This is a genomic window from Sphingomonas sp. BL-S-30, from assembly GCF_055521475.1.
Genome location: NZ_CM145481.1, coordinates 3,519,271 through 3,534,841, shown reverse-complemented (window position 1 = coordinate 3,534,841; position 15,571 = coordinate 3,519,271). Strand labels below are relative to the sequence as shown.

Annotated in this window: 14 protein-coding genes and 1 tRNA gene; 8 read left to right on the top strand and 7 right to left on the bottom strand. The window is 65.6% G+C overall.

Features of this window, described 5'->3' with window-relative positions; translation table 11 throughout:
- Complete coding sequence (locus ACZ1I5_RS16445) at positions 1 to 966, top strand: lysylphosphatidylglycerol synthase domain-containing protein (RefSeq protein WP_465170312.1); 966 nt, start codon at positions 1 to 3, stop codon at positions 964 to 966.
- Between the two features lie 72 nt (positions 967 to 1,038).
- Here the strand turns inward: ACZ1I5_RS16445 and ACZ1I5_RS16440 are convergent.
- From ACZ1I5_RS16440 to ACZ1I5_RS16410, 7 genes are all read right to left on the bottom strand, one after another.
- Positions 1,039 to 1,115 (bottom strand) — tRNA-Arg (locus tag ACZ1I5_RS16440).
- A gap of 58 nt (positions 1,116 to 1,173) precedes the next feature.
- On the bottom strand, positions 1,174 to 1,545 hold the full coding sequence (locus tag ACZ1I5_RS16435) for a hypothetical protein (RefSeq protein ID WP_465170311.1): 372 nt from the start codon (positions 1,543 to 1,545) through the stop codon (positions 1,174 to 1,176).
- Between the two features lie 4 nt (positions 1,546 to 1,549).
- Positions 1,550 to 2,212 (bottom strand): endonuclease III, encoded by a 663-nt coding sequence (gene nth, locus ACZ1I5_RS16430; RefSeq protein WP_465170310.1) that lies wholly within the window; start codon positions 2,210 to 2,212, stop codon positions 1,550 to 1,552.
- A gap of 30 nt (positions 2,213 to 2,242) precedes the next feature.
- A complete protein-coding gene (gene dapB / locus ACZ1I5_RS16425) occupies positions 2,243 to 2,971 on the bottom strand; it encodes a 4-hydroxy-tetrahydrodipicolinate reductase (RefSeq protein ID WP_465170309.1) in 729 nt (242 codons plus the stop codon).
- A gap of 77 nt (positions 2,972 to 3,048) precedes the next feature.
- On the bottom strand, positions 3,049 to 3,741 hold the full coding sequence (locus ACZ1I5_RS16420) for a phosphatase PAP2 family protein (protein ID WP_465170308.1): 693 nt from the start codon (positions 3,739 to 3,741) through the stop codon (positions 3,049 to 3,051).
- The gene (locus tag ACZ1I5_RS16415; protein WP_465170307.1) at positions 3,741 to 6,056 is read right to left on the bottom strand and encodes a TonB-dependent receptor; all 2,316 of its coding nucleotides are present in this window, start codon (positions 6,054 to 6,056) and stop codon (positions 3,741 to 3,743) included. Before ACZ1I5_RS16415 ends, ACZ1I5_RS16420 begins: the two co-directional genes overlap by 1 nt.
- 237 nt (positions 6,057 to 6,293) lie before the next feature.
- Positions 6,294 to 9,482, bottom strand: a complete 3,189-nt coding sequence (locus ACZ1I5_RS16410) for a TonB-dependent receptor (protein WP_465170306.1) — start codon at positions 9,480 to 9,482, stop codon at positions 6,294 to 6,296.
- A 345-nt stretch (positions 9,483 to 9,827) separates the two neighbouring features.
- Here ACZ1I5_RS16410 and ACZ1I5_RS16405 point away from each other — a divergent pair, with 345 nt between their 5' ends.
- The 7 genes from ACZ1I5_RS16405 to ACZ1I5_RS16375 all read left to right on the top strand — a co-directional run bounded on the left by ACZ1I5_RS16405 (position 9,828) and on the right by ACZ1I5_RS16375 (position 15,567).
- The gene (locus ACZ1I5_RS16405) at positions 9,828 to 10,799 is read left to right on the top strand and encodes a hypothetical protein (RefSeq protein ID WP_465170305.1); all 972 of its coding nucleotides are present in this window, start codon (positions 9,828 to 9,830) and stop codon (positions 10,797 to 10,799) included.
- Between the two features lie 170 nt (positions 10,800 to 10,969).
- A complete protein-coding gene (locus tag ACZ1I5_RS16400) occupies positions 10,970 to 11,308 on the top strand; it encodes a hypothetical protein (RefSeq protein WP_465170304.1) in 339 nt (112 codons plus the stop codon).
- Positions 11,305 to 12,015, top strand: coding sequence for an NAD-dependent deacylase (locus ACZ1I5_RS16395; RefSeq protein WP_465170303.1), 711 nt, complete (start codon positions 11,305 to 11,307; stop codon positions 12,013 to 12,015). The genes ACZ1I5_RS16400 and ACZ1I5_RS16395 overlap by 4 nt, the downstream gene beginning before the upstream one ends.
- A 467-nt stretch (positions 12,016 to 12,482) precedes the next feature.
- The gene (locus tag ACZ1I5_RS16390) at positions 12,483 to 13,466 is read left to right on the top strand and encodes an SPFH domain-containing protein (RefSeq protein ID WP_465170302.1); all 984 of its coding nucleotides are present in this window, start codon (positions 12,483 to 12,485) and stop codon (positions 13,464 to 13,466) included.
- Positions 13,467 to 13,472: 6 nt separating this feature from the next.
- Positions 13,473 to 14,144 carry a DUF4178 domain-containing protein gene (locus tag ACZ1I5_RS16385; protein ID WP_465170301.1) on the top strand — a complete coding sequence of 224 codons (672 nt, stop codon included), beginning with the start codon at positions 13,473 to 13,475 and terminating at the stop codon, positions 14,142 to 14,144.
- Positions 14,141 to 15,424, top strand: a complete 1,284-nt coding sequence (locus ACZ1I5_RS16380; RefSeq protein WP_465170300.1) for a DUF4178 domain-containing protein — start codon at positions 14,141 to 14,143, stop codon at positions 15,422 to 15,424. Before ACZ1I5_RS16385 ends, ACZ1I5_RS16380 begins: the two co-directional genes overlap by 4 nt.
- Entirely contained in the window at positions 15,421 to 15,567 is a 147-nt protein-coding gene (locus ACZ1I5_RS16375) for a hypothetical protein (RefSeq protein ID WP_465170299.1), read from the top strand. Before ACZ1I5_RS16380 ends, ACZ1I5_RS16375 begins: the two co-directional genes overlap by 4 nt.
- Positions 15,568 to 15,571: the final 4 nt, after the last annotated feature.

Genomic DNA, 15,571 nt, shown 5'->3' with positions numbered 1-15,571 from the left:
ATGCTGCTCGCGACCCTGGCAGGGCTGATCGCCGCGATCTGGGTCTTCGGCTCGATCGGGTTCGGTAGCGTACTGGCTGCCGCGGGACGGATCGGGGTCGATGGATTCCTGATCTTCTGCGCCTTTTCCATCGCCACCTTCGGTATCCTCGGTGCCGCCTGGCTGGCGGCGGCGCCGGGGGAGTCGCTCGACCGGATCGGCCTGTTCGCCTGGGCGCGGGCGGTGCGGGAGGCGGTGTCGGACCTGCTGCCCTTCTCGCAGATCGGCGGCATCGTCGTCGGGACCAGGACTCTGACGACGGCGGGCATCCCTGCCTCGCGCGTCTATGCGTCCTTCGTGGTCGACATGACGACGGAGATGGGCGCGCAGCTCGTCTTCACCCTGTTCGGCCTGGCGATGATGGTCACCCTGTTCGCGGCGGGCGGCCAGGCGGCGGCGCTCCGCCCGCTCATCCTGGGCGGTACGGGCGTGATGGCCGCGGTGATGGTGATGTTCTTCTTCGCGCAACGCCCCGCGCTCGGCCTGGCGGGGCGGGTCGCCCAGCATTTCCTCCCTGGATCGGTCGTCGCCATGACGGGCATCACTGACCGGTTGCGCGACACCTATGCGCAACCCGGCCGCGTGGCTCTGGCGTTCGCGCTCAACCTTGCCGGCTGGGTCGCCAGCGCGGTCGGCGGCTGGGTGGTGCTGCGCATGATGGGGGCGGACATCTCGATCTGGTCGGCACTGTCGATCGAAAGCCTGATCTTCACGCTCAGGAGCGTGGCCTTTGCCGTCCCGGGCGCGATCGGCGTCCAGGAAGCGGCCTATGCCCTGGCCGCGCCGCTGTTCGGCCTCGCGCCGGAAACGGCGCTGGCCCTGTCGCTCGCCAAACGCGCGCGCGACCTCGCGATCGGACTGCCGACCCTGATCGTCTGGCAAATCGGCGAGGCGCGGGCCGTGGTGCTGGTATCGCGCAAGGGATAGCGATTCGGGCGTTCCAGACCAACCGCACCGGGACGGAATCTCCGCCGATGCGCAAGAACCAGGGATTTGTGCTGGCGCACCCGACAGGATTCGAACCTGTGGCCTCTGCCTTCGGAGGGCAGCGCTCTATCCAGCTGAGCTACGGGTGCCTGGACGCTGGCGCCTAGCAAAGCGCGGGCGTGCGCGCCAGCCGTTTTGCGCGGGGCGCTATTTCTTGATCAGCTTGACCGGCTGGAACGCGCCCAGGCCACAGGTCGGGCCCCGCATGCCGGATGAGGGGCGGAGGACGGTGATCGTGTCGACCGAGCAGAGTTCGCCGGTATGCGTCTCATAGCCGAAGGTCTCGTCGAAACCGAGGCCAGGGCAGCCATGGGGCAGGGTGTTGCGGTAAACCTGGCCGCCATTCATCTCGAAATCGATCACGGAGTCGCTGCGCACATGAGTCGCGCGAATGCGGCTGGTGGTGACGCAATGCTGCGACTTGCCCGTCGGAGTCGCCTCCGGGACGCGGTCGCGATCCCTGGCCGCACCGGGGGCGGCGAGAGCAACAATGGTCAGGGCGATCAGGATCGTGCGCATCGGATCAGGCCTCCATGGTCGCGGCGCGCTTCGGCGCCGGCGTCTTCGGCTTATAGGCGCACAGATCCGCGACCACGCAACGCCAGCATTCGGGGGTGCGCGCCTTGCACACATAGCGGCCGTGCAGGATCAGCCAGTGATGCGCATGGAGGCGGAAGGGCTGGGGCACGACCTTCTCCAGCTGAAGCTCGACCGCCAGCGGCGTCTTGCCCCGCGCCAGGCCGGTGCGGTTGCCGACGCGGAAGATATGCGTGTCGACCGCGAAGGTCTCGGCGCCGAACGCGGTGTTCATCACCACGTTCGCCGTCTTGCGCCCGACGCCCGGCAGCGTCTCCAGCGCGTCGCGGTCCGCCGGCACCACGCCGCCATAATCGGCGATCAGCTTTTCGGAGAGGGCGATGACGTTCTTCGCCTTGGTGTTGAACAGGCCGATCGTCTTGATGTGCTGCTTCAGCGCCTCTTCGCCCAGCTGGACCATCTTTGCCGGCGTGTCGACCTCGGCGAACAGCCGGCGCGTGGCCTTGTTGACGCCGATATCGGTCGCCTGGGCGGACAGCGCGACCGCGACGAGCAGGGTATAGGGATTGGTGTAGTCGAGCTCGGTCTCGGGATGCGGATTGTCCGCCGCCAGCCGCGCGAAGAACTCGACGACATCCGCCTTTTTCAAAGACCCAGCCCCTTCAAAGACCCAAGCCCTTCAAAGACCCAGCACCTCGGCCATCTGATAGCGCCCGGCGGGCTGGTCGACGAGCCACAGCGCCGCGGTGATCGCGCCCTTGGCGAAGATCGTGCGGTCCTCGGCGCGGTGGCCGATCTCGACGCGCTCGCCGGTCCCGGCGAAGATCACCTGATGGTCGCCCGCGACCGATCCGCCGCGCACTGAGGCGAAGCCGATCGTTCCTTCCGCGCGCGCGCCGACCAGGCCGGCCCGGTCGGTCACCTTCGCCTCGGCCAGTGTGATGCCGCGCCCCGCCGCCGCCGCCTCGCCGAGCAGCAGGGCCGTGCCGGACGGCGCGTCGACCTTGTGGCGATGATGCGTCTCGACGATCTCGATGTCCCAGTCGGGGCCGAGCCGGGCCGCGGCCTCGCGCACCAGCCGCGCGATCAGCGTGACGCCGAGCGAGACGGTGCCCGTCTGCAGCACCGCGACCCGCTGTGCCGCCTCGTCGATCATGGCGTGATGCGAAGGCTGGAGGCCGGTGGTGCCGACCAGGATCGGCGTGCCGGTCGCGACCGCGGCGGCGAGATTCGCCTCGAGTGCCGAGGGCGCGGAGAAATCGACCAGCACCTCGCATCCTTTGGCGAGCGTCGACGGATCGCCGCCGGCATCGATTCCGCCGGAGATCGTCGCGCCGAGATCGGGCGCGACCCGGGCCAGCGCCTGGCCCATGCGCCCCGCGCTGCCGATGATGCCGATGGTGGTCATGACCCTCTTCCCGCGCCTGATGATTTCCGGCGTCCTTGCCACAGATCGACCGTACTGGGACAGGGTGGCCGGCAAATTTACTCGGCCGCCGCGATCCCCGCCGCGACCAGCTCCCTGCGCGCCGCGTCGAACGCTTTCCGGAAGTGCGGCTCCGCCATCAGCCGCTCCGCGATCAGCAGGCCGAGCATCTGCCCCGCGCTCACATCGCTGCGGAAATGCTGGCCGCAGACGATGCGGCTCTGGCCGTAGCGCGCGGCACGGGCGAGGATCGGTCCGGCCTTTTCGGGCACCAGTCGCGCCAGGGTTTCGCCCATGGAAAAGGCCATGGAGGTGTGGCCGCTCGGATAGCTCGACAGCGGATCGTCGTTGCGCTTGCAGCTCTTCAGCGCCGGATCGACGCTATAAGGCCGCGGCCGTCTGAATTCGTCCTTGCCGCGATCGACCGTCGCCTTTTCCGTGGCGCGGACCATGTCGAGCAGGGCGCTGGTCGCGGGCAGTTTCGCCAGCTCGAAGCCGGGGCCGAGCGCCGCGGCGAAGATCGATCCGTTCTTGGTGTCGCCGTCGCTACGGGCATCGGCTTCGTCGGCCGGCGACCGCGCCGATTCGATCGCGCGGAGCTCCGCCAGTTCGGCCAGTGCCTGCGGGCTGCCGGCGACGGGCGGCGGCGGCAGCACGCGGACCGGATCGAGATCGCCGAGCAGGGCCGGCGCCTTGTCGGCGGCGGGGGCCGCGGCGGCAAGCGCCGCCACGGCCAGGAGCATCAGCTTCATCAGAAGGTCAGCGTGATGTCGCCGGTATAGGACCGTCCCGTCTGGTAGAAATACTGGTCGAACGGTGCGGTCTTGCCCGTATTGATATTGGTCACCCGCTGCGAATCGAACAGGTTGTTGACCTCGAAGCCGACCCGCACCGGGCCGATATCGTAGCGTGCGGACAGGATCGCGCTGTTATACCCATTGCTGCGATAGCTGTTGTACACCGGAAGCGCGGTGGCGATGTTGGCGTTGGTCACGGCCGACGGATCGGCGAACCATTGCCGGCCGGTATATTTGTCGATCAGCGAGAAGCGGATCGGCCCGTTCTTGTAGAGAATGCCGGCGGCCGCGGTCCATTCGGGCGCATTGGCGACCTGGAGCTTGGGGCCGCTGGCATTGTCGGTCTTGGCATAGTTGCGCGACCCGTTGGCGAAGACGGCGATGCCGTGCGGCAGGGCATAGGTGACCTGGCCTTCGATGCCCTTGTACTGGACGGCGCCCTGGTTGACCCAGATCACGCCGTCGCTGGCGACCGGCGCGTTGATCGACGCGAACTTGTTGGTGAAGTCGATCTTGTAGACATCGGCATCGATCGAAAGATTGCCGCCGTGATAGACGACGCCGGCCTGATAGTTGGTCGAGCGCTCGGGCTCGACGGTCGAGAGCGCGGGATTGGCGACATAGAGCACGCCCAGCGACGGGGCGAGGAAGCCACGCGCATACTGGGCATAGACCGCCAGCCGATCGCTGACCGCATAGTTGATCGTGGCGAAGGGCAGGTTGGCGCTATAGGTGTCGCTCAGCTTTTGCGGGATGCGGGTCGTCTGGTTGTACAGCGCGTCGATCCGGCGGTTGAAATCGACATGCTTGAAGCCCGGGGTGATCTTCAGCCCTTCGATCGGGCGCAGCTCCAGTTCGACGAATTCCTCGGTGTGGTTGGTGTGGCTGTTCTGGTCGAACTTGATGTTCTGCGGGGTAGTCAGGCCCGAAACCGGATCGATGACCTTCTTCTCGACATAGTTGGGCGCGCCGGTCACCAGGTTGACGTCGCGTTGCTGGCGATAGGTGTTGGACCATTCGATCCACGCGCCCGCGGTGATCGCGCCGAAGCCGAAGTCGATCCGCGTCTTGGCGATGTCGCCGAACATCCGGTACTTGTTGGTCTTGGTATAGCCCGGCACGCCGGGGGCGGTCGTGGCCACGCCATTGACCGGCGTATAGACATTGGCCTTGGCGATGTCCGCGGCGCTTGCGGTCGCGAACAGGGTCACGTCGTTCCCGCTCAGCGTCTCGTTGTCATAGCTGTAGGTATAGGCGCGGTTCTCGAAGATCGAATTGGGCGCGATGGTCGCCTCGAACTTCACCACCTCGAAATCGGTCGTCTTGTGGGTGTGGTTGTAGCCGTAATAGGTCTGCGAATTGGGGTCGTCGTTCAGGCTGAAATTCTTGCCGTATTTCGCGACCTGCGACAACGTCGCGCCGTCCTTGTCGGGCTGGTTGAAGGTATTTTCGTTATAGGTGGCGAGGATCGTCAGCTTCGCGTCGGGGCCGATCGGGATCATCACCTTGCCGAAGACGTTGTTCGACCGGAACGGGCTGAAGGTGCGCGCGCCGTCCGACCCGATATGCTGGCCGCTCAGGACGATCTCGGTGCCGCCGAGCTTGTCGATCGCGCCGCTCTGCGCGACGCCGCGCAGCATCCAGGTGTTGTAGCTGCCAAAGCTGCCCTTGGCCTCGATGCTGGCATCCTCGCGCGTCGCGCGGGAGAACAGGTTGATGTTGCCGCCGAAGGTCGCCTGGCCGAGCTGGCTGGCATTGCCGGGGCCGCGATCGACGATCAGCGTCTCGATCGTGTTCGACGGGAAGAAGGTGTTCGAATGGTGCGTCGGATCATTGGTGTCGCCGAACGGCACGCCGTCATAGGTGACGTTATATTCGCCGTCCTGGAAGCCGCGGATCTGCGCCTTGGACTCGGACAGGCCCGGGCCGTTGGCATTGCCATAGCCCGAGACGCTGGGGGAGATCAGCGCGATCTGGTTGAAGTCGGAACTCGCGGGCAGCGAATCCTCGATGAACGAGCGCGAGATCACCGATTGCGGCTGGGTGGTCTGCAGCGAGGCGGTAACCGGCGCGATCTCGTTCGCGCGGGTCGCCGTCACGACAATGTCGGAGCCTTCGGCCAGGTCGGTCTTCGGCTTCTGGTCGGCCGGCGTCTCGTCGGCGGGCGTCGCTGCTGGAGCGGTTTCCGCATGAGCGGCGGTGGAGAGAATCGAAAGCGCAAGCATGCTCACGCCGAGCAGCAGCCGCTGCGGCTTCGTGGAGGTCGACATTGATCTGGTTTTCCCTGACGCCGCCGATCGGCGCGGGGCTGGCCTATGGAGGCAGTGTGACTCTTTTGCTGCGATAACGTTGCGGATCCGTGTCAAATCGCAACATGACAAAGTTTCAATGTTTGTGTCAGGAATCTCGGAATGCGGAACATCATCCGCCCGTCCGGCAGCCGGACGAAAAAAGGGGCCGGCCGATGAACGGCCGGCCCCCGGGGAAGCGCGCCATGCTGCGACGGATCAGAAGCGTCCGCGCAGGCCCAGCATGACCTGGCGGCCCGGGTTGAAATCCGAAAAGGTCGCGTTTTCGAACTGGAAATAGCTGCGCTGACGTTCCTTGAAGATGTTCTGGACGTCGAAGGTCAGCTCCGGCAGCCGCTTGTTGCCGAAGATCTCCCCGAGATCGAGCGAGCTGCCGAAATCCCATTGCTGATATTTGTCGCTGTACAGCGCCGCGGCGGGGATGCCGTTCTGGTTCGTGCCGGAGGAGACGAAGCCGTCGGTGAAGGTGGTCGACAGCCGCGCCGAGATGCCGCCGCGCTCATAATAGGCGGTGATATTATAGGTCGTCGGCGCAATGCCCGTCGCGATCGCCGGCGCCGCGCCCGATCCCTTCTGGTCGATCAGCGTGATATTCGCGCTGAAGCCGAAGCCGTTGAGCCCGAGATAGCGGCCGAGCAGGAAATCGAGCGGCTGCACCCAATTGCCCTCCAGGCCCTTGACCGTCAGCACGCCGCTGGCGTTGACCTGCTGCGTCAGCACCACCGTGGCAGCCCCCGCGCCGCCCCGCGAATTGATCGCGGCCTGCTGGGTCGGCGACAGCGTGTCGAAGGTCACGCCATAAGCGGCCAGCGCGGTGAACGGCACCGTGACGTTGCCGTTGACGGTGAAGCCCGTCACGTCCTTCTGGAAGGCGGCGATGCCGATATAGCCTTCCTGCCCGGTATAATATTCCGCGCCGAAATCGATATTGGTCGAAATGAACGGCTGCAGCGAGGGGTTGCCGACGCTGCCGGTGTCGGCCGATGGGCTGGAGAAGTTGAGGCCGGGCAGCATCGACGATGGGTTGGGCCGGGTCATGGTGCGCGACACCGCCATGCGCAGCACTGCCTTGTCGTCGATATGGAACGCCGTGGTGAAGGACGGCAGCCAGTTCTCGTACTTGGCCTTGGTGTACACGAAGTTCAGGATATTGGGGTAGCAGGATCCGTCGCGCGCATTGCCGGCGCCGGGGCAGGCGGCGGGCAGCGGCCCGGCACCGTCCGGGTCCTGCGCGTTGCGCGGATCGGAGATGGAGACATAGCCGCCGATCTGCTGGTCGGTCTTCACCCAGCGCAGGCCGGCATTGAAGGTCAGGCGCTCGCCCGCGACCGGCACGTCGCCATTCACTTCGCCATAGAAGCCGAGCGTCTTTTCGCGGACATAGCCGCCCGAGGCGCCGGTGTTCGATCCGGTCGACGGCGGCGACGCATCGTGGAACGCGTCATAATTGGACGCCTTTTTGAACTTCTCCCAGTCGACCGTGATGAAGCCGAACGAGCCGGGCTGCAGATAGCCCGGCAGCGCGCTGTTCGGGATCAGCGACCCGCCATAGCTGAGCGGGCCGAGCCCGCGCGAGAAGCCGGTGCCGAGCGCGGGATAGGTCGGATATCCCGCCCCCGGCGTCGCCGTGTTGAGGCCCTCGCAGGGCGGCTGGGTGTTGGGGCCGGGCACGAACACGCTCGGCCGATCGCCGCACACCGCATTCTGGAACGCCTGGGTGTTGTCGGTCGCGCTGATGCTGCGCGAGACATCGTCATAGGCGCCGCCGGCCTTCAGGTTCAGATGGGTGTCGCCCCAGGTCAGGTCGCCGCGCACACCCTTGGTCTTGGTGGTGCGATATTCGTCCTGGATGTTCACGCGCCCGCCCGGCCAGCCGAACTTGCTCGGATCGTTGAGGTTGATGTTCGACTTGATGTTGGGAATGCCGCCCGCCGTGTTGTCGAATTCGACCGTGACGCCCGAATTGGCGAGCGTGCTGACCAGCACCGTCGGCACCTCGCGGTGGAACTTGCTCCGGGTGTAATTGGCGTTGAGGTTGAATTTCAGCGTGTCGGTCGCTTCCCATTCCACGCCGGGGTTCACGCCCCAATAGCTCGTATCCTCGATGAACGGCCGGTATTCGAGGAAGAATTGCGCGTTGTAATAAGTGCCCTTGGTCACCACGCAGCCGGCCGAACAGTCGCTCCGGTCATAGTGCGTGTTGACCGGGATGACCGCGCCGTTGCGCCCCACCCAGTTCATGTCGATGCGGCGCAGATCGTTGTTCTTCTTGGAATACATGCCGTCGACATAGGCGTGCAGGCTCTCGCCCTTATATTCCAGGCTGCCGATGAAGCTGATCCGGTCCTTGGTGCCGAACTCGGTCACCGGGCGGCCGAGGCGCGGCAGCAGGCCGTTGTCGATCTGCCCGATATTGGCGCCGGGGTTCTGGGCCAGCAGGAAATCCTGGTTGATCACGGTGCCGGCGGCCACGCCGGGGATGCCCGCGTTCGAGGGCACGGAGCCGGGAACGGTGAAGTTGCCGCCGCCGGTGGCGTTGCAGGGCGCGGTGCGGCACTGCGCCGCCGCGATCTGCGCCAGGGTGGGCGTGTTGCCGGCGCCGGCGATGCTCTGCGGCGTGGACAGATTGGGGTTGGTCAGGCCGACCGTCTCGTACCCGTTGACGTTGACCTGGTTGCGCACCCCGGCAAAGCCGACCAGCACGCCGACATCGCCCATCGTCGTGCTGGCGAGCACGGAGCCGCGATAGCCCCATTTGCCGCTATTGCTGATATTGGTCGCCTGGCCCGAATAGGTGACGCGGGTGCCTTCGCGATCGAACGGCCGCGCGCTGCGCAGGTTGACAGTGCCGGCGGCACCACCCTCGAGCATATCGGGCACCGAGCTCTTGTTGACGGTCAGGCTGGTGAACAGCTCGGTCGGGAACACGTCGAGATCGACTTCGCGGTTGGTGCTCTGCGCGCCGTCGCGGCCGGTCGAGGCGACGGCGATCGGCGCGTTGTTGAGCAATACGCGGGTGAAGTTGGTGCCGAGGCCGCGGATCGTGACCTGCAGGCCCTCGCCGGTGATGTCGCGGCTGATCGTCACGCCGGGCACCCGGTTCAGCGATTCGGCGATGTTGGTGTCGGGGAACTTGCCGATATCCTCGGCGAAGATCGCATCCGAAAAGCCGGTTGCGTTCTTCTTTGCCTGAGTCGCGCTCTCCAGGCTGGCGCGATAGCCCTGGACGACGATGTCGGCGCTGGTGTCGTCCTCCTGGCTCACCGTCTGGTCCTGCGCCGCGGGCGGTGACTGCGCCGCCGCTGGTAGCGCGATCATCATCGCCGATAGAGACCCTGCGGCGAGCAGCGTCGTGCGAAGAGTATTCTGGCGTTCGTTGGAAATCATCTCACCCCTCCTCGTGCCTCCGCTTCATGTCGGATGGCCGGTCAGCGCCGATGGTAGCGCTATCACGGACTGGTAGTCCGCAGGGCGATTCTTGTCAAGGTAGGACCGGATCGGAACGATATCGCCAAAATGGCTATATCGACCCGGAACGCCGCGATGTCCGCGAGGCGATCACGCCGATCGCAGCGGATCTGGATATTGTTGTGCTTCCCGCCCGAAACAATTGACACTATCAGTGTCAGAAGTCGTCAGCGATATCCGATCCGCCTTTCCCCGGCACCGCCGGCGGAAAGGCGATGGTCGTACGGCATGGTGCCGTCGCGCTGACCCGACGGGAGAGAAAACATGGCCGATGGTTCCACGATTCTGGGTCCCAATCAGCTCGTCACCGGCGTGCGCGGCTGGGCCGGCAGCGAAGTCGTGCTGACCGGGTCGAGCGTGAGCGACGGCGTGACCAGCGCCTTGCTCTATCTCGGCCCGCTCTATCCGACAGACAGCACGGGCATCTGCCTCCTCACCCCCGCGATCCAGGGGCGGGAGGTGACCAGCGCGACCTTCTACGGACCCGACACCTATGTGTTCAATCCGGATCTCGGCAAGGGCCGGGTCCGCGCGGTCGGCAGCTACCAATATGGCGGCGGCAGCGCGCGCAATTGCGGCATGGTCTATCAGGGCACGCCGCAGGGCGATGGCGGCTGGTCGTCGCTCGAGGTGCCGGGCAGCGAGGTCGGCGGACAGACGGTGTGGAACACCATCGCGCACAGCACGATGGGGACTCTGGTGGTCGGCAATTACGACCTGCTCGACGTCCCTCTGTCCGCCAACGCCTTCATCTTCGATATCGCCAGGGGCACGTGGCGCCTGTTCGACTTCCCCGGCTGCACCCTGACCACGGCGTACGGCATCTGGCAGAACGAGATCGGCGGCACGCGCTACACCATCGTCGGCGGCACGCGCGACGGGCGCGGCGTCAACCAGGGCTTCGTCGTCAGCTATGATTCGGTGACGCGCGCGTTCAGCCATTTGAAGCTCTACAGCTATCTCGACCAGCCGCACCTGGTGACGCATTTCGAAGGGATCGTGGCGACGCCGAAGGGCTTCAACCTCGCCGGCGGCTCGTCGGGCTCACTAGCCCTTTTCGCCTCGATCGAGGTCAATCCGGACGGCTCGTTCAGCGACGCGACCTGGGTGCCCTATGCCTTTCCCGGCTCAAGCATCACCACCGGCAACAGCATCTATGGCGATGTGCTGATGGGCATTTACGCCGAGTCCGGGGTGTCCGGCGTCAAGAGCTATGTCGTGCCGATCGAACCATAGGCGGCTGACAGGCGCTGGTGTCCGCGAGGGCCGCCTCGCGACCTTCTGCCGGCCGGACGGATTGTGGGAGGGGCACCGGGTCGCGAAGAGGTGGGCTTCCGATAATTGATTATCGGCGCGCTGCGTTGACGGCGTTGCGAAATGGGCGCGATTGGGTCAAGTCTCCGTGAATGGATTATACCGACATCGATCCGGTCATCGAGAGATGGGTGGCGCGTCTCGGCTCCACGCTTTTTTCTAAGTGGAACGGTGCGCCAGCGCGCTTCTTCTACACACCGGGCGATCCGCCTTTCGAATGTTTCCAGATCAGCGTCGAGAGGTTCGAGCCTGACGAAGTCTTGGTTTATGCGCGCGCGATTGACGCGAACGACGACACTGAAAATGGCTTGGAGAAAAGCTGGACTGGGGCGCAAACTCAGCTTGATGCCATGCTGACGAACGCCTCAGAAACGATAAACGAGTGGAAAGGGAGGCCTCGAATTACGCCCGACCCGCCATCGCCGTGGTGACCGGTATCCGCAACATCGTCATCCTCACCGGCGCCGGCATCTCCGCCGAGAGCGGCCTCGCGACCTTTCGCGGGCCGGGCGGATTGTGGGAGGGGCACCGCGTCGAGGATGTGTGCACGCCCCAGGCGCTCGCGCAGGATCCCGATCTGGTCCACCGTTTCTACGACGCCCGCCGCGCGGCGCTGGCAACGGTCGAGCCCAATGCGGCGCACCGCGCGCTGGCGCGGCTCGATGCCGCATGGCCGGGCGAGCTGCTGATCGTCACGCAGAATGTCGACGACCTGCATGAGCGGGCCGGGGCGACGCGGCTGCTGCACATGCATGGCGAGCTGAACTCGGCGCTTTGCGCTGCCTGCGCGGCACGGACGCCCTGGACCGGCGACATGCCGCCCGGCACGCGCTGCGACACGTGCGGCGCGCCGGTGATGCGGCCCGACATCGTGTTCTTTGGCGAGATGCCGTACGACATGGACCGGATCGAACGGGCGCTGTCGGATGCCGATCTGTTCGTCTCGATCGGCACCTCGGGCGCGGTCTATCCCGCCGCGGGCTATGTCCAGACCGCGCGCTATCACGGCGCGAAGACGCTGGAGATGAACCTCGAACCCTCGGCCGGCAGCGGCTATTTCCACGAGACGCGACTCGGCGCCGCGAGCGAGCTGGTGCCGGCATGGGTGAAGGAGCTTCTTCATTCCTCCCCAAGCTAGCTTGGGGAGGGGGAGGAATGAGGGTCACTCCGCCTGGTCGAAATATGTCGTCGATCGATTCAACCGCGATCCGAATCGCTGCACCATGGAGGCTGGCCGGAGAGTGACGAAAATCCGGCGCGCTCTTTCTCATGACGGTCGCGGCATCATTGCCTCATCCGTCCCTGCTACGGCGACCTTGCCCTGTTAACGGTATGGGCCCGCCCTGTTCCGCGGGACGTTCGCCCTGTTCTTCAGGAACAGGGCAGGCGACCATCAATATTTTGAAATATATGGAAAATATCTCCAACAAAGTTGGAAATAACAGGGCAAGAAAAAATCTTCACGCTGTTCTGCCCTGTTACCGGCCAGGATCAAGGCCAGGTACAGGGAGCGCGGCGCTCGCGCCGTCGGCGGTCCGCGCCATTCCGTTTTGCGTTTCACCTCCAGGCGAAAGGCCCTAGATTGGCCGCCAAGGGAGTTGGACCATGGGCATATTGGATTTCCTGTCGAAGCAGTTCGTCGATGTGATCGATTGGGTGGACGAGCCCGGTGTGCTCGCCGTCCGTTACCCGATGCAGGATCGCGAGATCCAGACCGGCGCGCAGCTCACCGTGCGCGAGGGGCAGAAGGCGTTCTTCTATAATGAAGGCCAGATCGCCGATGTGTTCCTGCCCGGGCTGCACACGCTCGAAACCAGCAACATGCCGCTCCTCACCGCGCTGAGGAACTGGGACAAGGGCTTCGCCTCGCCCTTCAAGTCGGACATCTTCTTCTTCACCTCGCGCGAGCAGGCCGGGCTAAAATGGGGCACGGCGCAGCCGATCACGGTGCGCGACAAGGAATTCGGGCCGCTGCGTATCCGCGCTTTCGGCAGCTATTCCTTCCGGGTCGAGAATGTGCCGGTGTTCGCCGCCAAGCTGCTCGGCACGCTCGAGAAACTGACCGTCGCCGATATCGAGCCGCAGCTTCGCGGTGCGATCACCACGGCGCTCGCCACCGCGCTGGGCGGCGGGGCGATCGCGTTCGTCGACCTCGCGGCGGATCAAAGCGCGATGTCGCAGCGGTTGCTCGCCGCGGTCGAGCCGGCGTTCGAGGCGTGGGGCCTGAAATGCTGCAGCTTCTTCGTCGAGAGCCTGTCGCTGCCCGAGGCCGTGCAGGAGCATCTCGACAAGGCGAGCTCGATGCGCGTGGTCGGCGATGTCGATCGGTATGTCCGCTTCCAGACCGCCGAGGCGATCGATACCGCCGCGGCCCAGTCGGGTGGTGTCGCCGGGATCGGCGCGGGTGCCGCGGCCGGCATGGCGATCGGGCAGAGCATGGCGGGCGGCTTCGGCCAGGCCGGCGCGGCGCAGCCGGGCGAGGACCCCTATCAGCAGATCGAGAAGCTCCACCGCCTGATGACCGCCGGTGCGATCACTCAGGCCGAGTTCGATACGAAAAAGGCGGCACTGCTGGCCAAGATCGGCTGATCCTTCGTGATCGACGCGAATTGCCCCAATTGCGGTGCGGCGGTGCATTTCCGGTCGGCCGATCTGCCGGTGAAGGTCTGCGACTATTGCCGCAGCTCGCTGGTCCGCAAGGGCGACATCCTGCAGGCAATGGGCAAGATCGCCGAAGTGCCGGAGGATGTCAGCCCGCTGCAGCTCGGCGTGCGCGGCACCGATGGCGGGGTCGGCTTCGAACTGATCGGTCGCGCGCGCTGGCGCTGGACCGATGGCGGCTGGAACGAATGGCTCGCGCTGTTCGATGACGGCTCGACCGCCTGGATCGGCGAGGCGATGGGCCGCTACATGCTGCTCCGCCAGATCGACCATAGCGGTATGCGCACCGGCGCAGTGCGGAGCCTGCGCGACGATCAGGAGGTCGAACTCGGCAGCGAGGCGACGATCGACGGAATCGCCTACACCGTCACTGACGTGAAGGAAGCAAGCTGCGCCGGTGGCGACGGCGAACTGCCGTTCAGCACGCCGGCCGGGCTCACCGCGAAGAGCATCGATCTGATGGCGCCCGATGGCCACTGCGCGAGCATCCAGAAGGAGCGCGGCGAGGTGCTGGTCTATGCCGGCCGCTACGTCACGCTGGGCGACCTCAAGGCGACCGGGCTGCGCGCGTTCGAGGGCTGGCCGATGCCGCGGTTCGCCGCGTGAGCGACGCGCTATCGACCGTTCGGGCGCTGTCCTGCACCCAGTGCGGCGGCACGATATCGTTGCGCGCGGCGGGCTATACCGTCAGCCTGATCTGCGAGCATTGCGGCACCACGCTCGACGCGACCGACCCCGATCTGCGTATCATCGCCCGGGCAACCGCGGCGATGCGCGTTCCGCTCATCCCGCTCGGCACCCGCGCGGAACTGCGCGGCACGATGTGGGAAGTGGTCGGCTATCTCGAGAAATCGGATGGTGGGGGCGGCTGGTCCGAATATCTGCTGTTCAATCCCTATCAGGGCTATGCCTTCCTGCTCGACGACGGGCGGCGCTTCAGCATCGGTTTCCTGCTCGATCGGCTGCTCGGCTATGACTGGGGCCAGCTTCAGCTCGATAGCGAGGGCTATGAACGCTTCGGCACGCGCTACCCGACCTGGGTGAAGTTCGTCGTCGGCGAATTTTACTGGCGGGTCGCCGAGGGCGAGCATGTCCGGGTCAGCGACTATGTCCGCCCGGGCAAGATGATCTCCTGCGAGGAGAATGACAGCGAGCGCACCTGGACCCGGCTGTTCATGCTCGACTGGGGCGAGGCGGAAAAGGCCTTCGGGATCGAGCGCCGCCGCCGCGAATACAGCACGCCGTCGCCGCACGAGCCCTCGCCCTATCGCGACAAGATGGTCGAGGCAGTGATCCTCGGCGCGATCGCGGCGGTCACGCTGTTGCTGATCGCGATGATGGGTGGCGGATCGACCCGGGCCGCCAGCGCCGACATGCAGGTCGCGATCGGCGGCGCGCCGGTGACTCAGGTCGTCCGCGGGATTGAGCTTCCCGGGCGCAACACCGCCGTGCGTATCGGCGCCCGCGCGGACCAGCTCGACAATAGCTGGATCGAGCTCGATTATTCGCTGGTCGACCGTCGCACTCAGCAAAGCTTCGATGCCTCGACCGTGGCCGAGCGCTATAGCGGCCGGGACAGCGACGGCGCCTGGAGCGAGGGCGACACCACGCCCAGCATCAAGCTGTCGAGCATCCCGCCCGGGACCTATGATCTGGTCGTCGAGGCAAGCGGCCATCGCTGGGCGCCGGGCGCGTCCATTTACGCCACCTATAGCGGCCCCGAAGTGATTCCGGTGGAGATCTACGTCGCGCGGGGCGGCATGTTCGGCGGAAACGTGCTGCTCGGGCTGATCCTGCTGCTGATCTGGCCGGCGATAGCGATCTTCCGGCATTATGGCTTCGAGCAGCGGCGGTTGAGCCCAGTCGCCGAGGATGACGACGAATGAGCAAATCCTCGATCCTTTACGGCATATTCTGCCTGCTGGTCGTCGGCGGGTTCACCTATGCGACGATGAACGGCTTCTCTCCCTTCGCCCAGGGCGGCACGCGCGGGTTCGTGCGCACTGCCTATGGCCCCACCCACAAATAGCGAG

Bases quoted from the DNA above. Each gene is read 5' to 3' on its own strand.
- ACZ1I5_RS16445 (WP_465170312.1), top strand. From the start codon at position 1: ATGCTGCTCGCGACCCTGGCAGGGCTGATCGCCGCGATCTGGGTCTTC.
- ACZ1I5_RS16435 (WP_465170311.1), bottom strand. From the start codon at position 1,545: ATGCGCACGATCCTGATCGCCCTGACCATTGTTGCTCTCGCCGCCCCC.
- dapB (WP_465170309.1), bottom strand. From the start codon at position 2,971: ATGACCACCATCGGCATCATCGGCAGCGCGGGGCGCATGGGCCAGGCG.
- ACZ1I5_RS16420 (WP_465170308.1), bottom strand. From the start codon at position 3,741: ATGAAGCTGATGCTCCTGGCCGTGGCGGCGCTTGCCGCCGCGGCCCCC.
- ACZ1I5_RS16415 (WP_465170307.1), bottom strand. From the start codon at position 6,056: ATGTCGACCTCCACGAAGCCGCAGCGGCTGCTGCTCGGCGTGAGCATG.
- ACZ1I5_RS16410 (WP_465170306.1), bottom strand. From the start codon at position 9,482: ATGATTTCCAACGAACGCCAGAATACTCTTCGCACGACGCTGCTCGCC.
- ACZ1I5_RS16405 (WP_465170305.1), top strand. From the start codon at position 9,828: ATGGCCGATGGTTCCACGATTCTGGGTCCCAATCAGCTCGTCACCGGC.
- ACZ1I5_RS16400 (WP_465170304.1), top strand. From the start codon at position 10,970: ATGGATTATACCGACATCGATCCGGTCATCGAGAGATGGGTGGCGCGT.
- ACZ1I5_RS16390 (WP_465170302.1), top strand. From the start codon at position 12,483: ATGGGCATATTGGATTTCCTGTCGAAGCAGTTCGTCGATGTGATCGAT.
- ACZ1I5_RS16375 (WP_465170299.1), top strand. From the start codon at position 15,421: ATGAGCAAATCCTCGATCCTTTACGGCATATTCTGCCTGCTGGTCGTC.